At 54.2% G+C, this 21,527-nt stretch carries 22 protein-coding genes; 3 read left to right on the forward strand and 19 right to left on the reverse strand.

Translation table 11 applies throughout. The annotated features are described in order from the left end of the window. Positions 1–130: 130 nt before the first annotated feature. From glyS to era, 5 genes are all read right to left on the reverse strand, one after another. The gene (gene glyS / locus IEY53_RS11770) at positions 131–2,206 is read right to left on the reverse strand and encodes a glycine--tRNA ligase subunit beta (RefSeq protein WP_189025076.1); all 2,076 of its coding nucleotides are present in this window, start codon (positions 2,204–2,206) and stop codon (positions 131–133) included. Then, complete coding sequence (gene glyQ / locus IEY53_RS11775) at positions 2,199–3,086, reverse strand: glycine--tRNA ligase subunit alpha (RefSeq protein WP_189025078.1); 888 nt, start codon at positions 3,084–3,086, stop codon at positions 2,199–2,201. Before glyQ ends, glyS begins: the two co-directional genes overlap by 8 nt. Positions 3,087–3,535: 449 nt before the next feature. After that, positions 3,536–4,291 carry a DNA repair protein RecO gene (gene recO / locus IEY53_RS11780; protein ID WP_189025080.1) on the reverse strand — a complete coding sequence of 252 codons (756 nt, stop codon included), beginning with the start codon at positions 4,289–4,291 and terminating at the stop codon, positions 3,536–3,538. Between the two features lie 36 nt (positions 4,292–4,327). Beyond that, positions 4,328–4,471, reverse strand: a complete 144-nt coding sequence (locus IEY53_RS11785; protein ID WP_189025082.1) for a YqzL family protein — start codon at positions 4,469–4,471, stop codon at positions 4,328–4,330. Positions 4,472–4,575: 104 nt separating this feature from the next. Further along, on the reverse strand, positions 4,576–5,469 hold the full coding sequence (gene era / locus IEY53_RS11790) for a GTPase Era (RefSeq protein WP_189025084.1): 894 nt from the start codon (positions 5,467–5,469) through the stop codon (positions 4,576–4,578). A gap of 185 nt (positions 5,470–5,654) precedes the next feature. On the opposite strand from era, the gene IEY53_RS11795 reads away from it, so the two are divergent. Genes IEY53_RS11795 through IEY53_RS11805 form a run of 3 tightly spaced genes read left to right on the forward strand, consistent with a single transcriptional unit; the run spans position 5,655 to position 6,620 of the window. After that, entirely contained in the window at positions 5,655–5,936 is a 282-nt protein-coding gene (locus IEY53_RS11795) for a hypothetical protein (RefSeq protein ID WP_189025086.1), read from the forward strand. A gap of 24 nt (positions 5,937–5,960) precedes the next feature. Beyond that, positions 5,961–6,224, forward strand: coding sequence for a hypothetical protein (locus tag IEY53_RS11800; protein ID WP_189025087.1), 264 nt, complete (start codon positions 5,961–5,963; stop codon positions 6,222–6,224). 3 nt (positions 6,225–6,227) lie between these two features. Then, positions 6,228–6,620, forward strand: a complete 393-nt coding sequence (locus IEY53_RS11805) for a hypothetical protein (RefSeq protein WP_189025089.1) — start codon at positions 6,228–6,230, stop codon at positions 6,618–6,620. Positions 6,621–6,960: 340 nt separating this feature from the next. On the opposite strand, the gene cdd is transcribed toward IEY53_RS11805, so the two are convergent. The 14 genes from cdd to IEY53_RS11875 all read right to left on the reverse strand — a co-directional run bounded on the left by cdd (position 6,961) and on the right by IEY53_RS11875 (position 21,527). Then, complete coding sequence (cdd, locus tag IEY53_RS11810; RefSeq protein WP_189025091.1) at positions 6,961–7,380, reverse strand: cytidine deaminase; 420 nt, start codon at positions 7,378–7,380, stop codon at positions 6,961–6,963. 86 nt (positions 7,381–7,466) lie between these two features. Next, on the reverse strand, positions 7,467–7,862 hold the full coding sequence (locus tag IEY53_RS11815; protein WP_189025094.1) for a diacylglycerol kinase family protein: 396 nt from the start codon (positions 7,860–7,862) through the stop codon (positions 7,467–7,469). Next, positions 7,862–8,359 carry an rRNA maturation RNase YbeY gene (gene ybeY, locus IEY53_RS11820; protein ID WP_189025095.1) on the reverse strand — a complete coding sequence of 166 codons (498 nt, stop codon included), beginning with the start codon at positions 8,357–8,359 and terminating at the stop codon, positions 7,862–7,864. The genes IEY53_RS11815 and ybeY overlap by 1 nt, the downstream gene beginning before the upstream one ends. Continuing rightward, positions 8,356–10,611: an HD family phosphohydrolase gene (locus IEY53_RS11825; protein ID WP_189025097.1), complete on the reverse strand. Its 2,256-nt coding sequence runs from the start codon at positions 10,609–10,611 to the stop codon at positions 8,356–8,358. Before IEY53_RS11825 ends, ybeY begins: the two co-directional genes overlap by 4 nt. 14 nt (positions 10,612–10,625) lie before the next feature. Next, positions 10,626–11,597, reverse strand: coding sequence for a PhoH family protein (locus IEY53_RS11830; protein ID WP_189025099.1), 972 nt, complete (start codon positions 11,595–11,597; stop codon positions 10,626–10,628). Between the two features lie 6 nt (positions 11,598–11,603). Continuing rightward, positions 11,604–12,794 carry a sporulation protein YqfD gene (gene yqfD / locus IEY53_RS11835; RefSeq protein ID WP_189025101.1) on the reverse strand — a complete coding sequence of 397 codons (1,191 nt, stop codon included), beginning with the start codon at positions 12,792–12,794 and terminating at the stop codon, positions 11,604–11,606. After that, complete coding sequence (gene yqfC, locus IEY53_RS11840; protein WP_189025103.1) at positions 12,791–13,084, reverse strand: sporulation protein YqfC; 294 nt, start codon at positions 13,082–13,084, stop codon at positions 12,791–12,793. The genes yqfD and yqfC overlap by 4 nt, the downstream gene beginning before the upstream one ends. A gap of 348 nt (positions 13,085–13,432) precedes the next feature. Continuing rightward, positions 13,433–14,011, reverse strand: a complete 579-nt coding sequence (locus IEY53_RS11845) for a hypothetical protein (RefSeq protein ID WP_189025105.1) — start codon at positions 14,009–14,011, stop codon at positions 13,433–13,435. Between the two features lie 16 nt (positions 14,012–14,027). Then, complete coding sequence (gene floA / locus IEY53_RS11850) at positions 14,028–15,032, reverse strand: flotillin-like protein FloA (RefSeq protein ID WP_189025107.1); 1,005 nt, start codon at positions 15,030–15,032, stop codon at positions 14,028–14,030. A 67-nt stretch (positions 15,033–15,099) separates the two neighbouring features. Further along, entirely contained in the window at positions 15,100–16,446 is a 1,347-nt protein-coding gene (locus tag IEY53_RS11855) for an NfeD family protein (protein ID WP_189025274.1), read from the reverse strand. A 152-nt stretch (positions 16,447–16,598) separates the two neighbouring features. Further along, the gene (locus IEY53_RS11860) at positions 16,599–17,042 is read right to left on the reverse strand and encodes a GatB/YqeY domain-containing protein (protein WP_076109093.1); all 444 of its coding nucleotides are present in this window, start codon (positions 17,040–17,042) and stop codon (positions 16,599–16,601) included. A gap of 15 nt (positions 17,043–17,057) precedes the next feature. Continuing rightward, on the reverse strand, positions 17,058–17,231 hold the full coding sequence (gene rpsU, locus IEY53_RS11865; protein WP_005547957.1) for a 30S ribosomal protein S21: 174 nt from the start codon (positions 17,229–17,231) through the stop codon (positions 17,058–17,060). A 142-nt stretch (positions 17,232–17,373) separates the two neighbouring features. Continuing rightward, positions 17,374–17,733 carry a histidine triad nucleotide-binding protein gene (locus IEY53_RS11870; protein WP_189025109.1) on the reverse strand — a complete coding sequence of 120 codons (360 nt, stop codon included), beginning with the start codon at positions 17,731–17,733 and terminating at the stop codon, positions 17,374–17,376. 359 nt (positions 17,734–18,092) lie between these two features. Further along, entirely contained in the window at positions 18,093–21,527 is a 3,435-nt protein-coding gene (locus IEY53_RS11875; protein WP_189025111.1) for an AAA family ATPase, read from the reverse strand.

The following is a 21,527-nucleotide window of genomic DNA, read 5'->3' on the forward strand; positions in this document are numbered from 1 at the left end:
ACGGATGTCAAGCTTTCGCGCAAGCACCGTTCCGTATATTTATACCCCAAACGACCAGTCTATACCATAAGTTGCTTAAAGTTGTTAGAAAAGCGGCCTTTTGTTCACAAATACAGGCATTCCGCCCAGGTTACCAGACCAGCTTGCCGAAATCGGCAAAGGCTTTGGAATCTCCATCGATACCAGCCAGCAAGGCCAAGCGGTTCGCCCGGATCTGTTCATCCTCCGCCATAACCATCACGGAATCGAAGAATCCGGTCACCGCATCCTTCAAGCCGGAGAGAATGGCCAGGGCTTCTGCAGCATTTCTGGCTGTCAGCGCCTCAAGGTATGGAGTATGGATAGCTTGCCATGTCTCATACAGCTTCAGCTCGGCTTCTTCCTTGAGCAGGCTTGGATCAATGGCTGTTGCAGAAGCCTTGGCAGCCAGATTGCTGACACGGGTCAGCGAATCCACCGCGATTTTGAAATCGGCAGTAGCTGTTACGGCCTCCATCAGAGCACGGCTGCGGCCCACCACATCTACAACATCGTCAAATCCGGCAGCAATCACAGCGTCCACCACATCATAACGGACATTGTCGGACAGGAGGCGTTTTACGCGAAGGCCAAAGAACTCGTAAAGGTTAATACGCAGCTCCTCACCGGAATGTTTCACACTTTTTGTATTTTCATGAACTTCCATGGCCGCCTCAAAAATTTCCTGCAGTGTGACCGGAAGCTCATGCTCCAGTACCATTTGTACAATACCTGCTGCCTGACGGCGCAGCGCATAAGGGTCCTGGGAACCGGTCGGAATAATGCCGATGGAGAAACAGCCGACGATGGTGTCGATTTTATCGGCAAGGCTCACAACCAGTCCTGCTTCTGTAGAAGGCACAGCATCTCCGGCGGACCGGGGCTGATAGTGTTCAAAGATCGCTTTGGCTACAGTCTCCGGTTCGCCGGCTTTGCGGGCATAATCCTCGCCCATCGTGCCTTGAAGCTCAGGGAACTCATAGACCATTTGGGTAACCAGGTCGAATTTGCAGATATCGGCTGTACGGCTGACCTCCGCTCGCGCAGCGGCAGAAAGTTCAAGCTTGCCGGCCAGACGGTCGGCAATTTGCCGGATACGGCGGACCTTGTCGCCTATGCTGCCAAGCTCTTCATGATAGACGATGTTCTCCAGTTTGGCCAGTGCAACGTCAATAGGCAGCTTTTGATCTTCCTCATAAAAGAATTTGGCATCCGACAGACGCGCCCGGAGCACTTTCTCATTCCCTTTGGCGATGACATCCAGCGATTCTGCATTGCCGTTACGTACGGTTACGAAAAACGGAAGCAGCTTGCCTGCGGCATCCAGCACCGGGAAGTAACGCTGATGCTCACGCATCGAGGTAATCAGTACATCCTGCGGAATGTTCAGGAAAGATTCATCGAAGGTTCCGAACAACACGGTTGGAGTTTCCACCAGAAACAATACTTCCTCCAGCAAGTCTTCCTTAATGGCGATCGTCCAGTTTTTATCTGAGGCCAGCTTGTTAATCTGCTCCAGAATCAGCGCTTCGCGTTCCTTCACATCCACCAGCACATGCTGGGCACGCAGACTTTCAATATATGCAGCAGGCTCTGTAATTACGGCTTCCTTCCCTAAGAAACGATGGCCGCGGCTGACATTGCCAGCTTTGACGCCTGTAATTTCAAGCTCAATGATCTCTTGCCCAAACAGGGCCACCATCCAGCGGATCGGACGGACGAATTTGAAATCATACGCGCCCCAGCGCATATTTTTGGGGAACGTCATTGCACTGACAATCCCGGACAGTCCTTCGGACAACAAGGATGAGGTCTCAACACCGGCACTGCTGCGGGTAGCATAGATATACTCTACACCAGCCAGCTCTTTAAAGGTGAACTGCTCCGGATCTACACCTTGGCTGCGGGCAAAACCCAGTGCCGCCTTGCTCCAGGCGCCGCTGGCATCCAGCGCGATTTTGCGTGACGGGCCTTTGACTTCTTCGCTGATATCCTCTTGCTTCTCGGCGGCACCTTTCACAACAACAGCAAGACGGCGAGGTGTAGCATAGGCTGTTACACCCTGATGCGCAATACGGGAGGCTTCCAGCCATTTCGTTGTTCTATCCTGCAGCTGCTCCATTGCCGCCCGGATGAACCTTGCCGGAATTTCCTCCAGACCGATTTCGAACAATATATCTTTAGCCACGGTCAGCACCTTCTTTCTTCAGCAGCGGGAAGCCCAGCTTCTCGCGTTCCTCCAGGTATGTTGCTGCTACGGTACGGGCCAGATTGCGCACTCTTGTAATAAAGCCGGTACGTTCAGTGACGCTGATAGCTCCGCGCGCATCCAGGAGGTTGAAGGTATGCGAGCATTTCAGCACATAATCATACGCCGGGAAGACGAGATGATTCTCCATCGCTCTGCGCGCTTCCTCTTCGTAAGTGTTGAACAAGGTGAACAGCATTTTGACATCGGAGACTTCAAACGTATATGTGGAATGCTCCACTTCCGGCTGATGGAACACATCTCCATACGTTACGCCTTCCACCCATTCCAGATCGAATACATTTTCTTTGTCCTGAATATAGGAAGCCAGACGCTCCATACCGTAGGTGATTTCCACAGCCACCGGATGAGTCTCAATCCCGCCAACTTGTTGAAAATAGGTGAATTGCGTAATTTCCATCCCATCCAGCCAGACTTCCCAGCCCAGACCCGCGCAGCCGAGGGAAGGATTCTCCCAGTTATCCTCGACAAAACGGATATCGTGCAGGAGCGGATCAACGCCAAGTGCTCTCAAGCTATCCAAATACAGCTCCTGAATGTTGTCCGGTGAAGGCTTGATGATTACTTGAAACTGGTGATGCTGGTACAGGCGGTTAGGATTCTCACCGTAACGTCCATCGGATGGGCGGCGGGATGGCTCCACATAAGCCACCTTCCAAGGCTCGGGTCCCAGCGACCGTAAAAAAGTCATGGGGTTCATCGTGCCGGCCCCTTTTTCCGTATCATACGGCTGGACCAGAATACAGTTCTCTGCTGCCCAGAACTGCTGCAGCGTCAAGATCATCTGCTGAAAGTTCATACTAACCGACTCCTTCGCTATACGAATTTTGACTCACTCCCTGCGATGGAGGCGGCCTGCTCTATATCCTGCGGCGAATTCCGAAGAGGTTCAGCAAAGTCCCCGCCGCAGGCAAAAAAGCTCCCGCCCCCATGCCTGATAATCCAGACATAGGGACGAGAGCTTAACATTCATTCTCCCGCGGTTCCACCCTACTTGATTCCATACAAATCCCTGCACGACTTCAGCCGGCTGCAGTGTATGCAATCCACTTTTCCTTAATTTCCGTTCCCATACTCCCGGGTGCCATGTTCATGAACAATGTCCCACCAGGCTTTCACTGTCCCCGGTTCGCTGCTGCTGACCATTCGTTCATTACTTTCCCGATCATTGTACGTCTCTCCACAGGAGCCCACGGCTGATACTGTAAAAAGAAACTGTCCCTATAATACCGGAACTTTTGCGTTTCGTCAAATATTGTATTTATCCAGCTGGTCAAGAAAACTCTGCGATTTCAGCTTGAGTCCCAGCTGATGATCCATAAAAGCCCGCATGATTTTTTTCAGTTCGGCCTGCGTCTCTGCTTTGACATCCACATTTCCCAGTCTAGTCAGATCCAGCCTGGCGAATACACGCAGGAGCTTCAAGGCACGCGGTGTAATCTCCATGGCCGGCGGATCCTGATGCTTGCAGCTGCGGCAGAGGACTCCGCCGAGCCTTGCACTTACCCGCAGCTGGTCATCCGGCTTGTCTGCGCCGCACACCACACAGGCATCCAACTCAGGGCCGTATCCTGCGGCCTGCAGGATTTTCATTTCGTAGACATTAATTATAATGCCGGGCTCCTTGTCTTCCTCCAGTGCATTCAGGCAAGCCGTCAGCTGACGGAACCAGAAGTTTCCGGTTTCCTCATCATGCAGCACGCGATCCAGCAGCTCACAGGCATAGGATGCATACGCCGCTTTGATTAAATCCTGGCGGAGCGGGTGATGCGACTTTGTAATTTCGCCGGCATTCAGCGTACCCAGTCCTCCATTATTTCTAAAAAAAACAAATTCCCCAACGGTAAACAGCTGAATCAGGGCAGCATGACGGCTTTTGACTTTCTTGGCACCACGCACGAGAACGCCTACTTTGCCGGCATTTTCGGTGCAAAGCGTAATGATGGCGTTCCCTTCGCCGTAGTCCATGCTGCGGATGACGATCCCTTCCACCCTGTGTAGCATGCCTCTTCTCCCAACCACTCGGCAAGCAACCAGTTCTTATTGTGCTTCTTCATCAAGAGCCTTCTCTTCCTCCGCCGGCAGCAATCCGGCCTCTAAGAGCGGATCGCGCGCTTCCCGGTACAGCAGATAAGCATCGACATCTCCAGTCATTGCAAAATACTTCCACGAAAAGTCTCGCATTGGTATTCATCCTTTCTTCGGAAACACGATGTCCTCGGAATTAGGATGTGCGATGTGCCGGGTTCTATCCTTGCAATTCCTGCCAATGGGCGTTCGCCGCCGGATTAAAGGTCTTTATGGAAGCCCAAATCACGCAGTACGCGTTCCTGGTTGCGCCAGTCTTTTTTCACTTTTACCCACAGCTCCAGAAAAATCTTCGAACCAAGCAAATTTTCGATATCCGTCCGTGCCCGCTTGCCTACTTCTTTGAGCATGGCTCCCTGCTTGCCGATAATAATCCCCTTCTGCGAATCACGCTCTACAAAAATCACAGCGGAAATGTGCACCACGCCGTTTTTCTCCACGCGCATATCTTCAATGGCCACCGCGATGGAATGCGGTACCTCTTCCCTGGTCAAATGCAGGATTTTCTCCCGGACAAGCTCCGCGCAGACAAATTGCTCCGGGTGGTCGGTAATCTGATCCTCCGGATAATATTGCGGCCCTTCCGGCAAATACTTCTGGAGCTGCTCCAGCAGCGTATCCACATTGCTGCCGACCTTGGCGGAGATTGGAACGATTTCGGCAAAATCATGCAGCTTGCGATACGCTCCCATCAGCGGAAGCAACGCCTCCGGCTCGATTTTGTCGATCTTGTTCAACACAAGAATGACCGGAGTCTTGAGCCCGTTCAATTGCTCGGCAATGTAGCGGTCGCCTCCGCCGAGTCCCTCCGCAGCATCGACCAGGAACAGAACAGCCTCCACTTCACCCAGTGTGCTCATAGCCGTCTGATTCATGTAATCGCCCAGTTTGGACTGTCTTTTGTGAATCCCGGGGGTATCCAGGAATACGATTTGCGAGCCATTGGTGGTGTATACCCCATGGATTTTGTTCCGTGTAGTTTGCGGTTTGTCGGACATAATGGCAATCTTCTGTCCGATTACCTGGTTCATAAGTGTAGATTTGCCTACGTTTGGTCTGCCGATAATAGCAACAAACCCTGATTTGAATTTCATAAGTTGATCCTACCTTTCTTTAAAAACATTTCGATCCTTTAAGATCCTTTAAGATCCTTTAAGATCCTTTAAGATCCTTTCGATCCCCCTAAATCCCCCTTAGCCAAGGGGGACCCCAAGGGCCCCGGCCCTCTGGACACCCGGAAAGGGCGGCCCTGCGGCGGCGGTGGAATAAAGGGAAGGTGGTGCCGGAGCGCTTACGTCCCCATCCGGGGACACGCTTGACGTCGCCTTCCGAATGCCTGGCGCGGCTTCCGCGGCCAGGCTTGGAGCACCGGGTGACTCCGGCGCGTTGGTACGCAGCGGTGTGCCCGCAAGCGCTCGCGGCTGCGCCGCTTTGCTTACGGGCGAATGTGACTCCAACGGACCAGGGAGTGACTCCGGCGCGTTGGTACGTGGCAGCGTGCTCGCAGGCGCTGGCGGCTGTGCCGCTTCGCTTACGGGCGGATGTGACTCCAACGGACTAGGGAGTAACTCCGGCGCGTTTGTACGTGGCAGCGTGCCCGCGGGCGCTGGCGGCTGCGCCGCTTCGCTTACGGGCGGATGTGACTCCAACGGACCAGGGAGTGACTTCGGCGCGTTGGTATGTGGCGGCGTGCCCGCAGGCGCTCGCGGCTGTGCCGCTTTGCTTACGGGCGGATGTGACTCCAACTGGCGAGGGAGTGACTCCGGCGCGTTTGTACGAGGCGCCGTGCCTGCAAGCGCTGGCGGCTACGCCGCTTCGCTTACGGGCGGATGTGACTCCAACGGACTAGGGAGTGACTCCGGCGCGTTGGTACGTGGCGCCGTGCTCGCAGGCGCTGGCGGCTGCGCCGCTTCGCTTACGGGCGGATGTGACTCCAACGGACCAGGGAGTGACTTCGGCGCGTTGGTATGTGGCGGCGTGCCCGCAGGCGCTCGCGGCTGCGCCGCTTCGCTTACGGGCGGATGTGACTCCAACGGGCGAGGGAGTGACTTCGGCGTGTTGGTATGTGACGGCGTGCCCGCAAGCGCTCGCGGCTGCGCCGCTTCGCTTACGGGCGGATGTGACTCCAACGGACCAGGGAGTGACTTCGGCGCGTTGGTATGTGGCGGCGTGCCCGCAGGCGCTCGCGGCTGCGCCGCTTCGCTTACGGGCGGATGTGACTCCAACACACTTGGGAGTGACTTAAGCGCGACTGCACTTTGTACATCAGGTTGCGGTTAAATCAGGCACATTTTCGATTAGAGTGCATTTTATGCATCAGAAAAAGCCAAAAAGGTCCTTTTTCTAATTTTTCTAATTTTCTAATGTACGAAATACATCAGAATGAACTTTTGAGCCAATCCAGAGTGATTTGGCTGCACAAAATACATTAGAACAGCTATCCACCTGACCGGTAAGACAGTCCCCCTGTTACAGTCAGTCTTTATGGGACTGACAATCTAAGCGGACTCTTTGTATTTTGTGCATCCCCGCACACTCCCACTCCATATTTTCCGGATTAATTCACCGTATCTGAATTCGCAGACTTATTCCGTAGCTTGTCCCTGGGCCAGATCTACCGGACCAAACGCACCCGGAAGCAGCTCGCGCACGGTGGTCTCGAAGATATCCCCCTTCATATTCCCGAGGATCACCTTCATATCGGGCGGACACAGTTCGATCATCACCTGGCGGCAAACCCCGCAGGGGGAAACAGGTGCATCCGTATCGGCAATGACAGCGATGGCTTTGAACGATCCCGCTTTATGGCCGTCGGCAATCGCCCGGAACAAGGCGGTCCGCTCTGCACAATTGGTCGGGCCAAAAGCAGCATTCTCCACATTGCAGCCATGGTGAATATGCCCCTCCCGGTCCAGAAGCGCCGCACCGACTGCGAAACGGGAATATGGGATATAGGCATTGGCGCGGGCTTTAATCGCCTCTTGCAGAAGTATAGCGGAATCCATAATAATCCTCCTATAGGGTCGTAATCAAAGAGGGCGGAGCGCAAAAAGCGGATCCGCCTCTCCCATGAGTCTAATTAGTACACTGATTATGACATAAACCCGGCGATCCAGTCCATCACAGGGTGATAAAAAACATAAACCCCCGCAATTACAGCAAACACCGCCGTGAGCAGCACGGCTCCTGCGGCGGTATCTTTGGCTTTTTTGGCCAAGGGGTGTAGCTCCGGTGAAACCAGATCTATGGTCGCTTCAATCGCAGTATTCAACAGCTCGGCGGTCAGTACCAAGGTAATGGCAACCGCAAGGATCATCCAGCTTGCCACCGGGAGCCTGAAAAATGCCGCAGCCAGGAGCACCACCAGCGCAAAAGCCGTGTGCACCTTCATGTTCAGTTCCGACTTGAATGCGGCGGCAATGCCGTGCGCTGCGAAGCGGAATGAATGCCAGAATTTTTTGTGGCCGGCCGCCGTGTTCTTGACCATTATCGGGTCAGCCCGACCTGGGCCAGCACACTCTCCTGCTTGGACATCATCTCGGCCTCCGCGGCCTCATCCTGATGATCATAACCAAGCAAATGCAGAAAACCATGGACAAAAAGGAACCCAAGCTCACGCTCCAGCGAATGGCCGTATTCCAGCGCCTGCTCCTGCGCACGGGTTACCGAGATAATAATATCTCCCAGCATATCCGGCAGATCCGCAAGCTCCTCGCCTTCTTCCAGTTCATAAATAATCTCCGGCTCGTCTTCTCCGGTTTCGTTCATGGCAAAAGAGAGCACGTCCGTCGGACGGTCAATGCCGCGATATTCCCGGTTCAGCTCATGTATCCGCTCGTTGTCGACAAAAGTCAATGCGACCTCACCTTCGTGAAGCCCCTCCGCTTCGCCGGCTTTTTGCAGAATCTGCTCCAGCATTGTGATCAGACTGTCGCCAATCTCATATTCTTCCTGTTCATTGTTCCAACTGATCGCCAGGCTCATGTATTAACGGCCCCTTCCTCTTTTTTGGGCTTCTTCGTTTCCTCCGGGTATTCAATCCGGGAATGAAAAATTCCCATCACTGTTTCTTTGAGCGTACGTGAAATAATATCGAGTTCCTTGATCGTAAGATCACACTCGTCAAACTGGTGGTCGTCCAGCCGGCTTTTGATAATCTTCTCGATCATCGTCTCTACCTGCACCACCGTTGGTTTACGCAGGGAACGGACAGCTGCTTCCACACTGTCGGCAATGCCGACCACAGCGGATTCCTTGGACTGCGCCTTCGGTCCGGGGTAACGGAAATCCTCCTCCGTGAAGTCAGGCTCCACACCTTTTTCCTCCGCCAGCTTCAGTGCCTTATGATAAAAATAATGCAGGAACGTAGTTCCGTGGTGCTGCTCCGCGATGTCGCGGATCGGCTTCGGCAGCTTATATTCCTTCTGCATTTCCACCCCGTCCCGGGCATGGGCTACAATAATCGATTTGCTGAGTTTTGGTTCAATGGAATCATGCGGATTCTCCATATTATTCTGGTTCTCGATAAAATAAAACGGTCGTTTCGTCTTCCCGATATCGTGATAATACGAGCCCACACGGCAGAGCAGACCGTCTGCGCCAATCGCTTCGGCAGCAGCCTCCGACAGGTTGCCGACCATCACACTGTGATGATACGTTCCCGGCGTCTCCGTCAGCAGCTTGCGCAGCAGCGGATGGTTCGGATTGGACAGCTCCACCAGCTTCAGCGCCGACAGAATGCCAAAGGTGGCTTCGAAGAAAGGCATCAAGCCGATAACCAGCACAGCGGTCAGCAGCCCTCCCGCAAAGGAAAACCCGATGGAGTAGAGAGTATCCACTTCCTTCCATTCTCCGCCGCCCAGCAGGGTCAGCATAAAGACGGACAGACAGCCGAACAGGGAGACCATGATCCCGCCTTTGAGTAGCGTGGAGCGCTGCCCTGCGCGATGCGTGGCAAAAATGGCCACGTAGGAAACGATAAGGGCAAAAAATCCAAAGTTAAAGTCAAATACCGAATTCGGCTGTACATTCAGAATGATACTGGAAAGTATAGCAAACAAAATGGAACAAAAATAGGCAAGCGACATGTCCAGCAGCATAGCAACAAGCATGGCCCCTATGGCAACGGGAGCCAGGAAGCCTATGTAAGGCTTGGCATCCGTTTGAATAAATGCGGCCAGACGCATGGAAATCATCGTTATGACAAACACCAGTACCAGCATCAGCAACTGGGAATTATTATACTTAAAGGTGGAGCTCCCTCCGGAATACCGGATAAATACCAGCAGCCCTGCGGAAAGCATGGCTGACAGCAGAAGCAAGCCTAGCTGCGGCCAGTAGTTCACCTCGTTGCGGAGCAGGCCGCTCTCGTCCAGAAGCTTGTAGAGCTCCGGAGTAATCTGTTGGCCTTTGGCCACAAGGACATCGCCTTGTTCAATATATACAGGCTGCGTATTTTCTCTGGCCTGCACTTTTGCTTCCTTGGTAGCTTCCTCATCATAGAATTTGTTGCTCGTGATTACGAGCCGCACCAATTCCTGAGTAACCTCACGCGCCGTGCGCTGGCCAAGTGAACTGACACTGACCTGCTCGGCCACCTTGGCCCGCGCCGTCTGTGCCTCCAGTATCTGATCGTTCATCAGCTTGGTGACGATATCCCGGGCGACCGGCTTCATCTCAATGATATCCTGGGAGGTCAAGCGCGGGATCTTGATGTATGTCTCCTCCGGGATGACATAGGTCTGCTCTTTGATTTCTCTTTGCATCTCTTCCAAAAGAGTGTCGGAGTAGGTCCCGTTACTCCGGTTCGAGGCCACAAAGTTAAGGATGAAGTCATTGGCACGCCGCGGAATTTCTTCACGGTAGATGGCCGTTTTATCGCTTTGCGAGATCAGATCGTCCTGATTCAGGCGGTCAATCCGGTCCAGCAGCGAAGTCACCAGATTATCGGCGCGCATCGGAATAATCTTGTAAATCTTCTGAACATCCTCCGCAGCTTCTTCCTGCGCCTTCAGCGTAGCTTTGTTGTCCTGGATCTGCTTGGGTGAAGTGATTTCCTTCGCGCTGTAAGAGCCCTCTTTGATGTCATACCGTTTGGGCAAAAGGTCAGGCGCCAGCATGAAGTAGAACACCAGCCCCAGCAACAGGAAAAGAGCATAGCGCGTTGCCACGCTATACTTCCACCCATGGTTGCTGTATACAAATCCGCTTAATTTCGATGGTTGCTTTGAGGCCATGAAGACAATCCCCTTTATTCGAGGTTTTCGGCAGAGCGGTCATAGGCAACGATTATTTTCTGCACCAGGGAATGCCGTACTACATCCTGTTCTGCAAAATAGACAAAGCCAAGCTCTTCGATGCCGGATAAAATTGCTTTGGCTTCTATCAAGCCTGATTTCTTTCCGCGTGGCAGGTCGATCTGGGTCACGTCACCCGTAATGACCATCTTGGACCCGAAACCTAGCCGGGTCAGGAACATTTTCATCTGTTCGGGTGTTGTATTCTGCGCTTCATCCAGAATAATAAAAGAATCATCCAGCGTACGTCCGCGCATATAAGCGAGCGGCGCAATCTCTATCAAGCCGCGTTCCAGCGCCTTGGCGACCTGATCGGGCCCCATAACGTCATATAACGCGTCGTAGAGCGGACGGAGGTATGGATCTACCTTTTCCTGCAAATCGCCGGGAAGGAACCCCAGGCTCTCTCCTGCTTCCACTGCCGGCCGCGTTAAAACAATCCGCTTGACGGACCCTTCCTTCAGCGCTACCACGGCAAGCACAACAGCGAGATACGTTTTGCCGGTTCCCGCCGGTCCGATACCGAACACAATATCACGTTTCTTAATCGTGGTCACATAATGCTTCTGGCCAATGGTTTTGACACGGATAGGGCGTCCGCGGAACGTTGTTGTAATTTCCCCCTTGAACAGGTCCAGCAGCTGGTCGGCGCGGAAATCCTTCGCCAGTTCCACAGCATACTGCACATCCCGCTCGCTGAGTATGTAGCCGCTCCGGATCAGGGACAGCAGCACACCAAAGAGCTGCCCCAGCATGTCTACTTCACGTTCAGAGCCACGCACCGTAAATTCCGCTTCGCGCGAATCGATTACAGCCGGAATCTCACTCTCAATAATCTTCAGAAAACCATCCTGCGGGCCAAAGAGGGATTGCGCCTCTCCCGCATTTTGTAATGATATACGAATGCTTGCAGTCTGTTCTGACAAGTAGCCTCATTCTCCTTGGTTGTTTACTATCGGAAGTTCTTCCGCGATTTGTTCTTCCACTTCAAACAGCACTTTCATATAAACTTTACCATTCTCTTTCTTCTCATGCAAAATTTTTTGACTTTTGATGACGCTGTCAACGCCATAACGGGCCCAAATATCCTTTTTTGCCCGCGCCAAACCTTCCTCCCGCGCCCCCTCTGCAGACAATGTGCCTACAGTTTCACTGACCTCCATCTCTTTTTCGATCATCCAGCCCAGCGGCAGGACAATAGAACGCCAAGTTAAAGGATCATTCTCCGTAAGTGTCCGTGATTGCACAAACCCCGCATCCCCGTAGCCCCACAGCTGGATAGCCCATTTGCCCAGCACCAGGTACGTGCGGTCCTTGCGTTCACCGGTATAGGAACGGTTCGTTGTCGTTAACGGAACCTCTACGTTATATTCATGCCAGACCAGCCCTCTGACCTCGCCTTTCGCTACAACCTCCTGCGAATTCTCTTCATCGCCCAGGATGCCGGAGATCAGAATATCGCCTTTTTTGACCCGCGAATGGCGGGCAACCAGCGGACGCCCTTGCTCTGCATATATTTCAGACACCACCGCATCGGTCCGGCTAACCAAATGACGCTGGCTGTGAAGCGGCTTCACTTCAGGCTGTGCAGCCTCCACTACCTGGATCGTAATGCTCGTCCCTGTCCGCTGCAGGCCAATCCATGAAATTCCGGGCAGGCGTACAGCCAGCTCCTTCGTAAGCTCGTCCGGCTCTTTTAGACGCCAAATCCACTGATACGGATAGACCCCCTCCTGCCGTGCTGCCGATAAGATATCCTCGGAGGCGATGCGTTCATTCCCTTCCACTTTGATGCTCCAGACCATGGAGGATAGGAGGACGAGAGCAACGCCAAACAACAGCAGTCCTATGGCAAAAAACTTCCGCTTCCATAACCTTGCCGCTGTGAAAGGCAGGCCGTTCCGCCCGATGACGCGCATGCGGCAGCCTGTCTGCTTCAGGAGCGGCCGGAGAGCATAAAAGTCATCCAGCAGCAGCTTCAGGGTAGCGCCGTTCCCGGCAGGCTTTACGTCCCAGATGACAATGCCTGCTCCGGTCACAGCATTAATGAATTGTTCCACCTGCGGTCCCGTCACGTGCAGTGTAACGAACCCCCGCAGTGATGACAGAGGCGGTTCCTTCATGATCTCTCCTCGCTTTCTATATATCTGATCTCCCCGATAATGCCTTCTACCGCCAATTCCTGGCCGAGTATATTGCGGATCACAAGCTCCCGGCCTGTGATTACCAGCGACCCCTTGGCTAATGCAAGCGTAAGCGTCCCGGAGGAAAAATGCAGTACGCCGCGATGATTCTCGATATACAGCTCCTTATTGCCGATCAGGGTGATCCGGGGCATTTCCTGCAGCAAATCCTGCGGAAGATCCAACACCCCGTTTGTCCATCCCCGCAGCCTGCGGCCGATACGGGTCATAAGTAGACGTTCCCCCTTCCTGCCTTCTGTACACCTTATGCGGCAACGCTTTTTTTTATGAGAAAAACCCATATCAGGCTGAGGCAAAACAGAAAGGAGCTGTCCCACGCGCCATCAAATGGATCCTGAGGGGGAAAATCCAAGACCAGGGCGACCAAAAATCTCTAACTAATGTTCTCCAAATGATAAAAAAGGACAGTTTTAATAGGGAAACTCCCCTTAACTCGTCCTCTCTTCGGCAAAAACACTGATTCAAAATGCAAAAAAGCGATTCTCTGGAATATAAGAGAATCGCTGCTTTCTGTTTGCGTCACGGCTTGTTTCCGTTTGTAAAAATAATGCTTCAGCTCAGCCCTGCCTCCGGCTAAAATGGGACTGACGTGAACGGGGCGGACCCAGTACCTCGGCCCAGATCAGCCCATTGCGCAGGCTCTCGCGGTCTCCCGCTAGCGCCCGCCTGCCTGCCGAGCCCGATGGCTTACCTTGGTCTTGATGCAGAAGTACGGGATCTGCTCCAGCCACTTGGTCAAACGCGGCATTCACACGCTCCACCTCAGCCTTCATGCTCTGTATCCGCGCCTCAACACCATCTTCTTCTTGCCTATGCTCATAAGAAACCCCTTCGCCGGTTTCCATATCCGGTGATGGAGACCTCTGCGCCCATACCGGAGGGCTGACGGTATCCCGCCCTTCTTCAAACGGAGTACGTCCTGAACCGCCATCCGCAGCCGGAGCCGGGAGACCGGACCGTTCGCTGTCCTGTCCGCCCACCCGGCGAAGATTACGGCGCAAAGGCTGATCACCGCCACCGCCAAAGGTCGGCATCCCGCTAGGGGGATTGCCTTTATCCTTGTTCTTTTTGGCCTTATTCACATTCGTCACAATGGCGAATAGAATGACAGCAATAATATAGATCAAGCTGCTCATGGGACATCACATCCCCTTATTTGTTGTGGTTGGAACTGCTGCCGTCATCCTGGTCATTCACTTTACCGAGCGAACCGCGCATTTGGGTGTCGGCCTCGATGTTCTTGAGATTCATATAATCCATAACGCCGATTTTACCGGCACGCAGTGCTTCTGCCATAGCGAGCGGTACCTGGGATTCTGCCTCGACAACCAGTGCCTTCATTTCAACAACCCGCGCTTTCATCTCCTGTTCATGCGCAACCGCCATCGCCCGGCGTTCTTCCGCCTTAGCCTGGGCGATACGCTTATCCGCTTCGGCTTGCTCCGTTTGCAGATAGGCGCCAATGTTCTTGCCGACATCCACATCCGCAATATCGATGGACAGAATTTCAAATGCCGTTCCGGAGTCGAGGCCTTTGGACAAGACCGTCCGGGAGATGGAGTCCGGATTCTCCAGTACGTCTTTATGTGCATTACTGGAACCTACTGTTGTTACAATCCCTTCCCCGACACGGGCAATAATCGTCTCTTCACCCGCACCGCCAACGAGACGGTCGATATTGGCACGGACTGTAACCCGTGCTTTAACTTTAACCTCGATTCCGTTCTTGGCCACTGCCGCTACAATTGGTGTCTCAATGACACGCGGGTTAACGCTCATTTGCACGGCCTGCAGGACATCACGGCCGGCAAGGTCGATAGCCGCAGCACGTGTGAATTCCAGCGGTATATCGGCCCGCTGGGCGGCAATCAGCGCATTGACAACCCGGTCCACGTTACCTCCGGCAAGATAATGGCTTTCCAGCTGGTTAATATTAAGCCCAAGTCCGGCCTTCGTGGCCTTGATCATCGGATTGACAATCCGGCTTGGTGTTACCCGCCGCAATCTCATTGCCACCAGTGTAATGATACTGATTCTTACACCGGATGCCCATGCCGAAATCCACAGCATGACCGGAAAGAAGCTGAAAAAGACACTCAATACAATAATCACGACGACCGCGATTAGTAAAATGGTTATCATAGATGCTTCACCCATATTACGCTTCAACCTCCGCTATTTGTTTTGTTCTTCCTCGAACCTATCCATAGTTTACCTTATTGTTTTATATTTCCTTCACCACAATTCGCCCACCTTCGACCTTAACAATAGAGATCGGTGCATTGACGCTGATGAAGCTCCCCTCCGTCACCACATCAATGCGTTCCCCGTTCACCAGGGCCGTTCCGGCAGGCCGCAGAGGGGTAATGCTGACTCCGGTGCCTCCAACAAGGCTGAGCTTTTCGGAAACCGGGACAAATCCTTGTTCCTTGGTCAGACTGTCCTTCAGGATAAACCTGTTCCAGATTCCGCGTTCCTTGAAGATCATAGCTACCACCGCAATCACTACGACCGCCCCGGCAAAAGCAATCCCCAGACTGGCCAGCGCATTCGTGTAGCTGTAGGCTGCACGCACAACTCCTGCCACCAGACTGATCGACCCGAGCAGTCCGAGAATACCAAAACTGGGGACAAACAGCTCCAGCACCAGCATAACCAGACCTAATATGAACAGCAGCCAGGTCTCAGCACCCGCGAAGCCAGCCACATAATTCCCGAAGAAATATAAGGCAAAAGCCAGTGTGCCAATAACTCCAGGTGCACCAAAGCCCGGTATAAGCAATTCGATCACGACACCTGCGATCCCGATAAACAGCAAAATCGTCATAATAATCGGGTTCGTCAGAAATTGCGACAATTTCTCCGCTCCGGTATGCTCTACGCGAAAAATGTCGTCCGTTGAATATCCGAGCCACTGAATGGCTTCCTCCGGTGTTTCGGCAATTTGCTCCGCATATCCGGCCTTCAGTGCTTCGTCACTGGTCAGGGAGATAATCTCGCCTTTCGCCTTGCTGACACCGAGCTCCGGCTTATCGAATTCCAGGTTAATGTCCATCATTCCGGCAGCAATGTCCGGGTCCCGGTCGTTCAAAGCTGCAGCTCCGACCATCTTGGACTTCCAGTAGGAGATCAGCTTGGCATCATCGACCCGCTGGCCATTCATGTCCACAAGCGAAGCTGAGCCAATCATGCTGCCCGGCTTCATAATAATGTTCCCCGCATTCAGGGCGATGTAGCTTCCGGCTGATGCCGCATCTCCTTTGATAAAGGCAGCTGTCGGAATCTCACTGTCCTTTACCATTGTCCCAATCTGCTCCGCCGCGCCCACCAAACCGCCCGGGGTATCAATCTCAAGCACAATCAGGACAGCTCCATAATTCGCAGCTTCCTCGAAGCCCCGTTCCAGGAAGCGTTGCAGCCCTCTTTCGATTTCGTGATCAACCGGAATGATAAACACCGGTCCCTGATGGCTCTCAACTGTGGATGCTGCGCCGGAAGCTCCCGGAGCTGCCCCATCGGCATATGTATTCAACGTAAGCGGAACAAACAACAGCAGCAGAATAAGGGCCATGCCAGCCAACGCCAATCTTCGAAATCCTCTCAAGTTTACTCCTCCTCCTTTCTACAATGTACCCAATCTCATGCTCCTTAGTACGAGAGCGGCCGCTATTGCGTTTCATTGCAAAGAAAAACACCCCTTATACAAGGGGTGCTGGTGTTATATTATTGCAGAAATTGCAGAACCGCTTGGTTCACAAGTTTACCATCGGCGCGACCTTTGACCTTCGGCATCAGTGCGCTCATCACCTTACCCATTTCACTTTTCGAAGAAGCACCGGTTTCCTGGATGGTCTGCTGTACAATTACTTTAATTTCTTCTTCGGAAAGCTGTTCAGGAAGATATTTAATGATAATCTCGATTTCTGCCTTCGTACTCGCGGCAAGCTCGTCGCGACCCGCTGATTCAAATTCTTGGAGGGCATCTTTGCGCTGTTTGATTTCACGACTAAGGATATCAAGCACTTCGTTGTCGTCTAATGTTCTCTTCAAATCTATTTCAAGATACTTTATCGTAGAACGAACCATTCGAATGGTGGAGAGTCTGAACTTGTCCTTACTCTTCATCGCTTGCTTCATATCTTCGTTCAATCGTTCGCTAAGATTCATGCGTAGGTAATCCTCCTAAAACTTTCTCTTGCGCGCAGCCTCAGACTTCTTCTTGCGCTTTACACTTGGCTTCTCATAATGCTTGCGTTTCTTCACCTCAGCCAAGACACCATCTTTAGCAATGGAACGTTTAAAGCGACGAAGTGCAGCATCAATTGTCTCGTTTTTGCGAACTTTCGTTTCAGACACCAGTTTTCCCTCCCTCCGACCAGACCGTCCAAGAGCATAACAACACGGTTCATCAAATTTCATTATAGGTCAAACAGAAATAAGGTGTCAACCTTCGTGTTACTCTTTTTTCGGCAGGTCTTTCAAAGTTTAATTTCCCTAGTTAGGCGTGAGAGGCTGAATTCCCGGTGAGAGCACCCAATTTGGCTCCTCCGAGCAAATGATAATGAAGATGGGGCACGGCTTGACCGCTATCCGGTCCGCAATTATTGATCAGCCGGTATCCCGAATCCGCAATTCCAAGCTCGGCGGCAATCTGCTGCGCTACACTATGAATCTCGGCAATCAAAGGAAGGTCCTCAGGGGTTACATCATTCATCGAAGCGATGAACTTCTTCGGAATAATCAGCACATGCACAGGAGCGGCAGGCTCAATGTCGTAAAAAGCAAGAATCCGCTCGTTTTCGAAGACTTTTTTGGAGGGAATCGTTCCCTCGATGATTTTACTGAACACTGTCTCCATTTGGGCGCGTCCTCCTAAAAATGGTCAGCCAGCACTTCTGAACCGGCTGTTCTATAACTTCGGTTTCAGAAACCCGGAAGTAATACCTCGCAGCAAATTATAGTACATGTACCTTGTATTATACAGGATTATCCTGGATAACAAAAGCACACCCAATGAAATGTATTCACCCCAAAAAAACGCAAAAAAAAGAAACACCCTTCACAGCTTAAAAAGCTGGATCGGCGGCGGACGTATGAAAAGGAACAAATCCCGGTCATACGTCCGCCGAGGTGTTTCTAAAAGTAATGTCGGCTTAGCTGTATTATAACAAGGGGTTGATGCTGTATCTGTGACTCACATCACATTAATTCCAGACATCACATTTTTTCCAATAAGATCCGCGAACCCCCGCCGCCCTGTTCTGCGGGCACCACAACCAGCTTGCGCGGCAGGCGCGCACGCAGCTCCGGAACGTGGCTGATAATGCCGACGGACAGCTGGTCGTTATGCAATCTCTCCAGGGAAGTGATCACTGTATCAAGCAAATCCGGGTCCAGCGTCCCAAAGCCCTCATCCAGAAAGAAAAATTGCAGCGGATATTGCCCGCGCAGCTGGATCTGCGCAGACAATGCAAGTGCCAGCGATAAGGAAGTAAGGAAGGTTTCTCCCCCCGACAAGGTAGAGACCGGACGGCGGACTCCACCGTTTCCGTCATCCCGAATGACAAAGCCCCCTCCCGAATCCACCTCCAGCGCATAACGCTGTTTGCTTAAGAAACGCAGGCGCTGTGAGGCGGCCTGGCATACCTGCATCAGCTGCTCCTCGGCAATGTACTCCACAAAAGCATTTCCCCGCAGAACGGCCTGAAGCTTGGACAAGCGGTCCTGAAGCAACTCATGCCCGAGCCGTTTCTCCTCCAGCTCCATCCAGCGAATATGGCGCTGCCGCAGGTCTTCCAAATCACGTTCTCCGCGGGCCCGGTTCTGGAGAGACATTTCGTCGTCTTCCTTGCATTTGCGCAGCGTCTCCTGGCTGTCCTGCCATTCCTCGGGACTCAGGCTGGCCCCGTCCAGCTGCTCTTCGATGTGCCGCAGTTGCATGTGAACCTTGGCCTCTTCTTCGCGGTGGCTGCGTACCTGGACGACAGCTTGATCCCGCTCATGCGGAACAAGTGCCGCTGCCTCCACTTCGGCAGCCGACGCAAAGGGGGAGGAGGCCAGGTTATCCTCCCATTGAGCAGTGGCCGCTGTTAAATGCTCACTGGCCGATTCGGCAGCCTGACGGGCAATTGCCGCTTCCTTGCTCTCCCGCTGAGCCTTATCGGCAGCGGCGCGAAGCGCTTTTCTGGAAGCTTCGGCAGCCGCCAGCAGTTCCTGCAGCCGGCGTTCGCATTCGGCCAGCAGAGGAGCAGCGGGCCTGCCGCCTGTCCACTCCATCAGACGGCGTTCTTTCTCGCCTTGCAGCTCTTCTTTACCCTCCAGCTGGACATCCCACTGGGCCAATTCTTTATCGAGAACTGAAGTTTCCTCCTGCAAGCTCTGCACAGCAGCATTCTTGTCATCCAGGAACTTGACGCTGATCTCCAGGCGGTTGCGGATTTCCTCAGCCTGCTCATCCTTGCTCAGCAGCTGGCGGTAAGCAGCCTCCACCTCATGCGGAGCCAGTTCTGGAAATTGGTCCCCCCAAGTCCGGCGCAGAGCAGACAACTCGTTGCCCAGCTCTTCTGCCTTGAGGGTGATACCCTCCATCCAGCCCCGTTCCGCTTCAACTGCTGCCGCCTCTTTGTGACAGAGCTGCGTTCCCTCCTGAAATGAACGCTGCCATTCCGCAGCCTGGCGGCGAAGTTCACCTGAACGGTTCTTCAGTTCAGTGAAGAGCTGTTCCAATCCGGACAAAGCAGCTTCGTCCGGAAGGTTCTCTGTGGAGGAGGAAGCCTTGGCGGCAGTCAACCCGGCTTCTGCTTCCTCCTCCACCGCAGCCGCAGCAGGATCATTCGGCAGGGGCAGGGCTCCATCGCCATACACCTGCTCCAGCCAGGTCTGATCCTGCTCCCGGAGGCTGCGGAACAGATGGCGCGCTTCCAGTGCGCGCCTTGACAGGGCCCGGATGTGCTGGAGCTGATTCTCCTGCACATCCGGCGCTTCACCGCCCGCGCCCAGCGCCGGGGCAGGATGGTCCTGGCTGCCGCAGACCGGGCACGGCAGCCCTTCGGCGAGTTCACGGGCCAGCGACAGCGACAACCGGTGAATCTCGCGGTCCTTGAGCGCGGCCTCCAGCTCGCCGCCGTGCTGCTCCAGGCGCACCGCCGCCTCTGCCGCGGCCGTCTCTGCCGCCAGCAGCTGCTCGGCGTGCAGTGCTGCCGTACGGACCCGCTCCGCGCGCGTGCCCTCCTGCTCGCGGCGCCGGGCTTCGGCCGCCGCGAGCCTGCGCTCGGCTGCCGTGAGCAGCTCCGCCCGCTCGCGGCGTTCCTTCTCCGCCTGAGCCCACTGGGCTTCGGCGGAGAGCAGCCCTTGCAGTCTCTGCATCGCTTCCTGCAGAGACTGCCGCTCCTGGGAGCGGACCTCGAGCGGCTGCAAGCTCTGCTGCAGCTCTTGCTGCCGCTTTTGGCCTTTGGCCAAAAGCTCCCGCTCCCGGGCCATGTTCTCCCGCAGCGCAGCAAGCTTGCGGGAGGCATCCTCGCGGCGCTCGCGCAGAGCGGCGAGCTCGCGGCGCAGCCCGTCACGCTCGGCTTCCAGCTCGAGCGCACGGCGGAAGAGGCCCTCCTCCTGGCGGAGGGCCGGCTCTTCCGCCGCAAGTGCGGCCTGTGCCGCAGCCTCGGCCGCTTCGCAGCGCGCGGCCTCCTGCTCGGCAGCGGCTGCCTGGACCTCCTGGCCCTCTGCCCGGGCCAGACGGCTCCTGAAAAGCTCCTCCGCACTGCGCCATGCCTTTAGCGCAGGCAGTCTTTTCTCGGCTTCGTCAGCTTTGCCGAGCTTACCCTCGAGCAGGAGAATCTCCTCCTCGCGGGCCAGCAGCCCCTGCCGCTGCAGTTCGCGGCGGGAACGCTCCTCCTGAAGCTCGCGGATTTTGGCGAAACGCTCCGAAACCCGGATCGCCTCCGCAAGCTTCTTGCGGCATTCCTCCGCATGAGCCACCGCCTGCTGAAGACGTTCAGCAGCGGCCTCCACATCCTGCTTGCCGGCTTGGCCGAGGCCCTGCTGCTCCGCCTCCAGCGCACGTAGTGCCGATTCATTCTCCTTGACGCGGCGGCTGAGCTTCTGCGCCAGCAAATCGCCGTATTGCTCCAAATGAAAAAGCCGCTGCAGCATCTGCCTGCGGTCCACACCCCGCAGCGAAAGAAATTCTGCGAATTTGCCCTGCGGCAGCACAACGGCCCGGGTGAAATCATCCATTTTGAGGCCGATATGTTCCTCGACACAACGCGTCACATCCGCAAGCTTGTCGGCCATGACATGATCCCCGTCCGCTGTCAGTTCAATGAACCGGCTGATCGTATTGCTGACGGACTGCTCCCCGGTACGTTTGAATTTGCGTTCCACCCGGTAGCGCCGGGGACCCGCAGAGGAAGTCAGCTCGAACGTAAAGGCCACACTGAGCGCATCCTCGGAATGGTTCATGATTCCCTGGGTGCCGTTGGCCGCACGTTCCACTTTCCCGTACATCGCCAGGGTAATCGCATCCAGCAGGCTTGACTTCCCGCTGCCCGTCGGCCCGAAGATCCCGAACAGTCCCGTCTCTGTCAGACTCTCAAAATCGATTTCCTGCTGCTCCCGGTAGCTCTGCAATCCAGCCACTTTTAATAGAATCGGCTTCAC

The organism is Paenibacillus albidus, assembly GCF_014644435.1.
In the GTDB taxonomy this organism is placed as follows: domain Bacteria; phylum Bacillota; class Bacilli; order Paenibacillales; family Paenibacillaceae; genus Paenibacillus_AQ; species Paenibacillus_AQ albidus.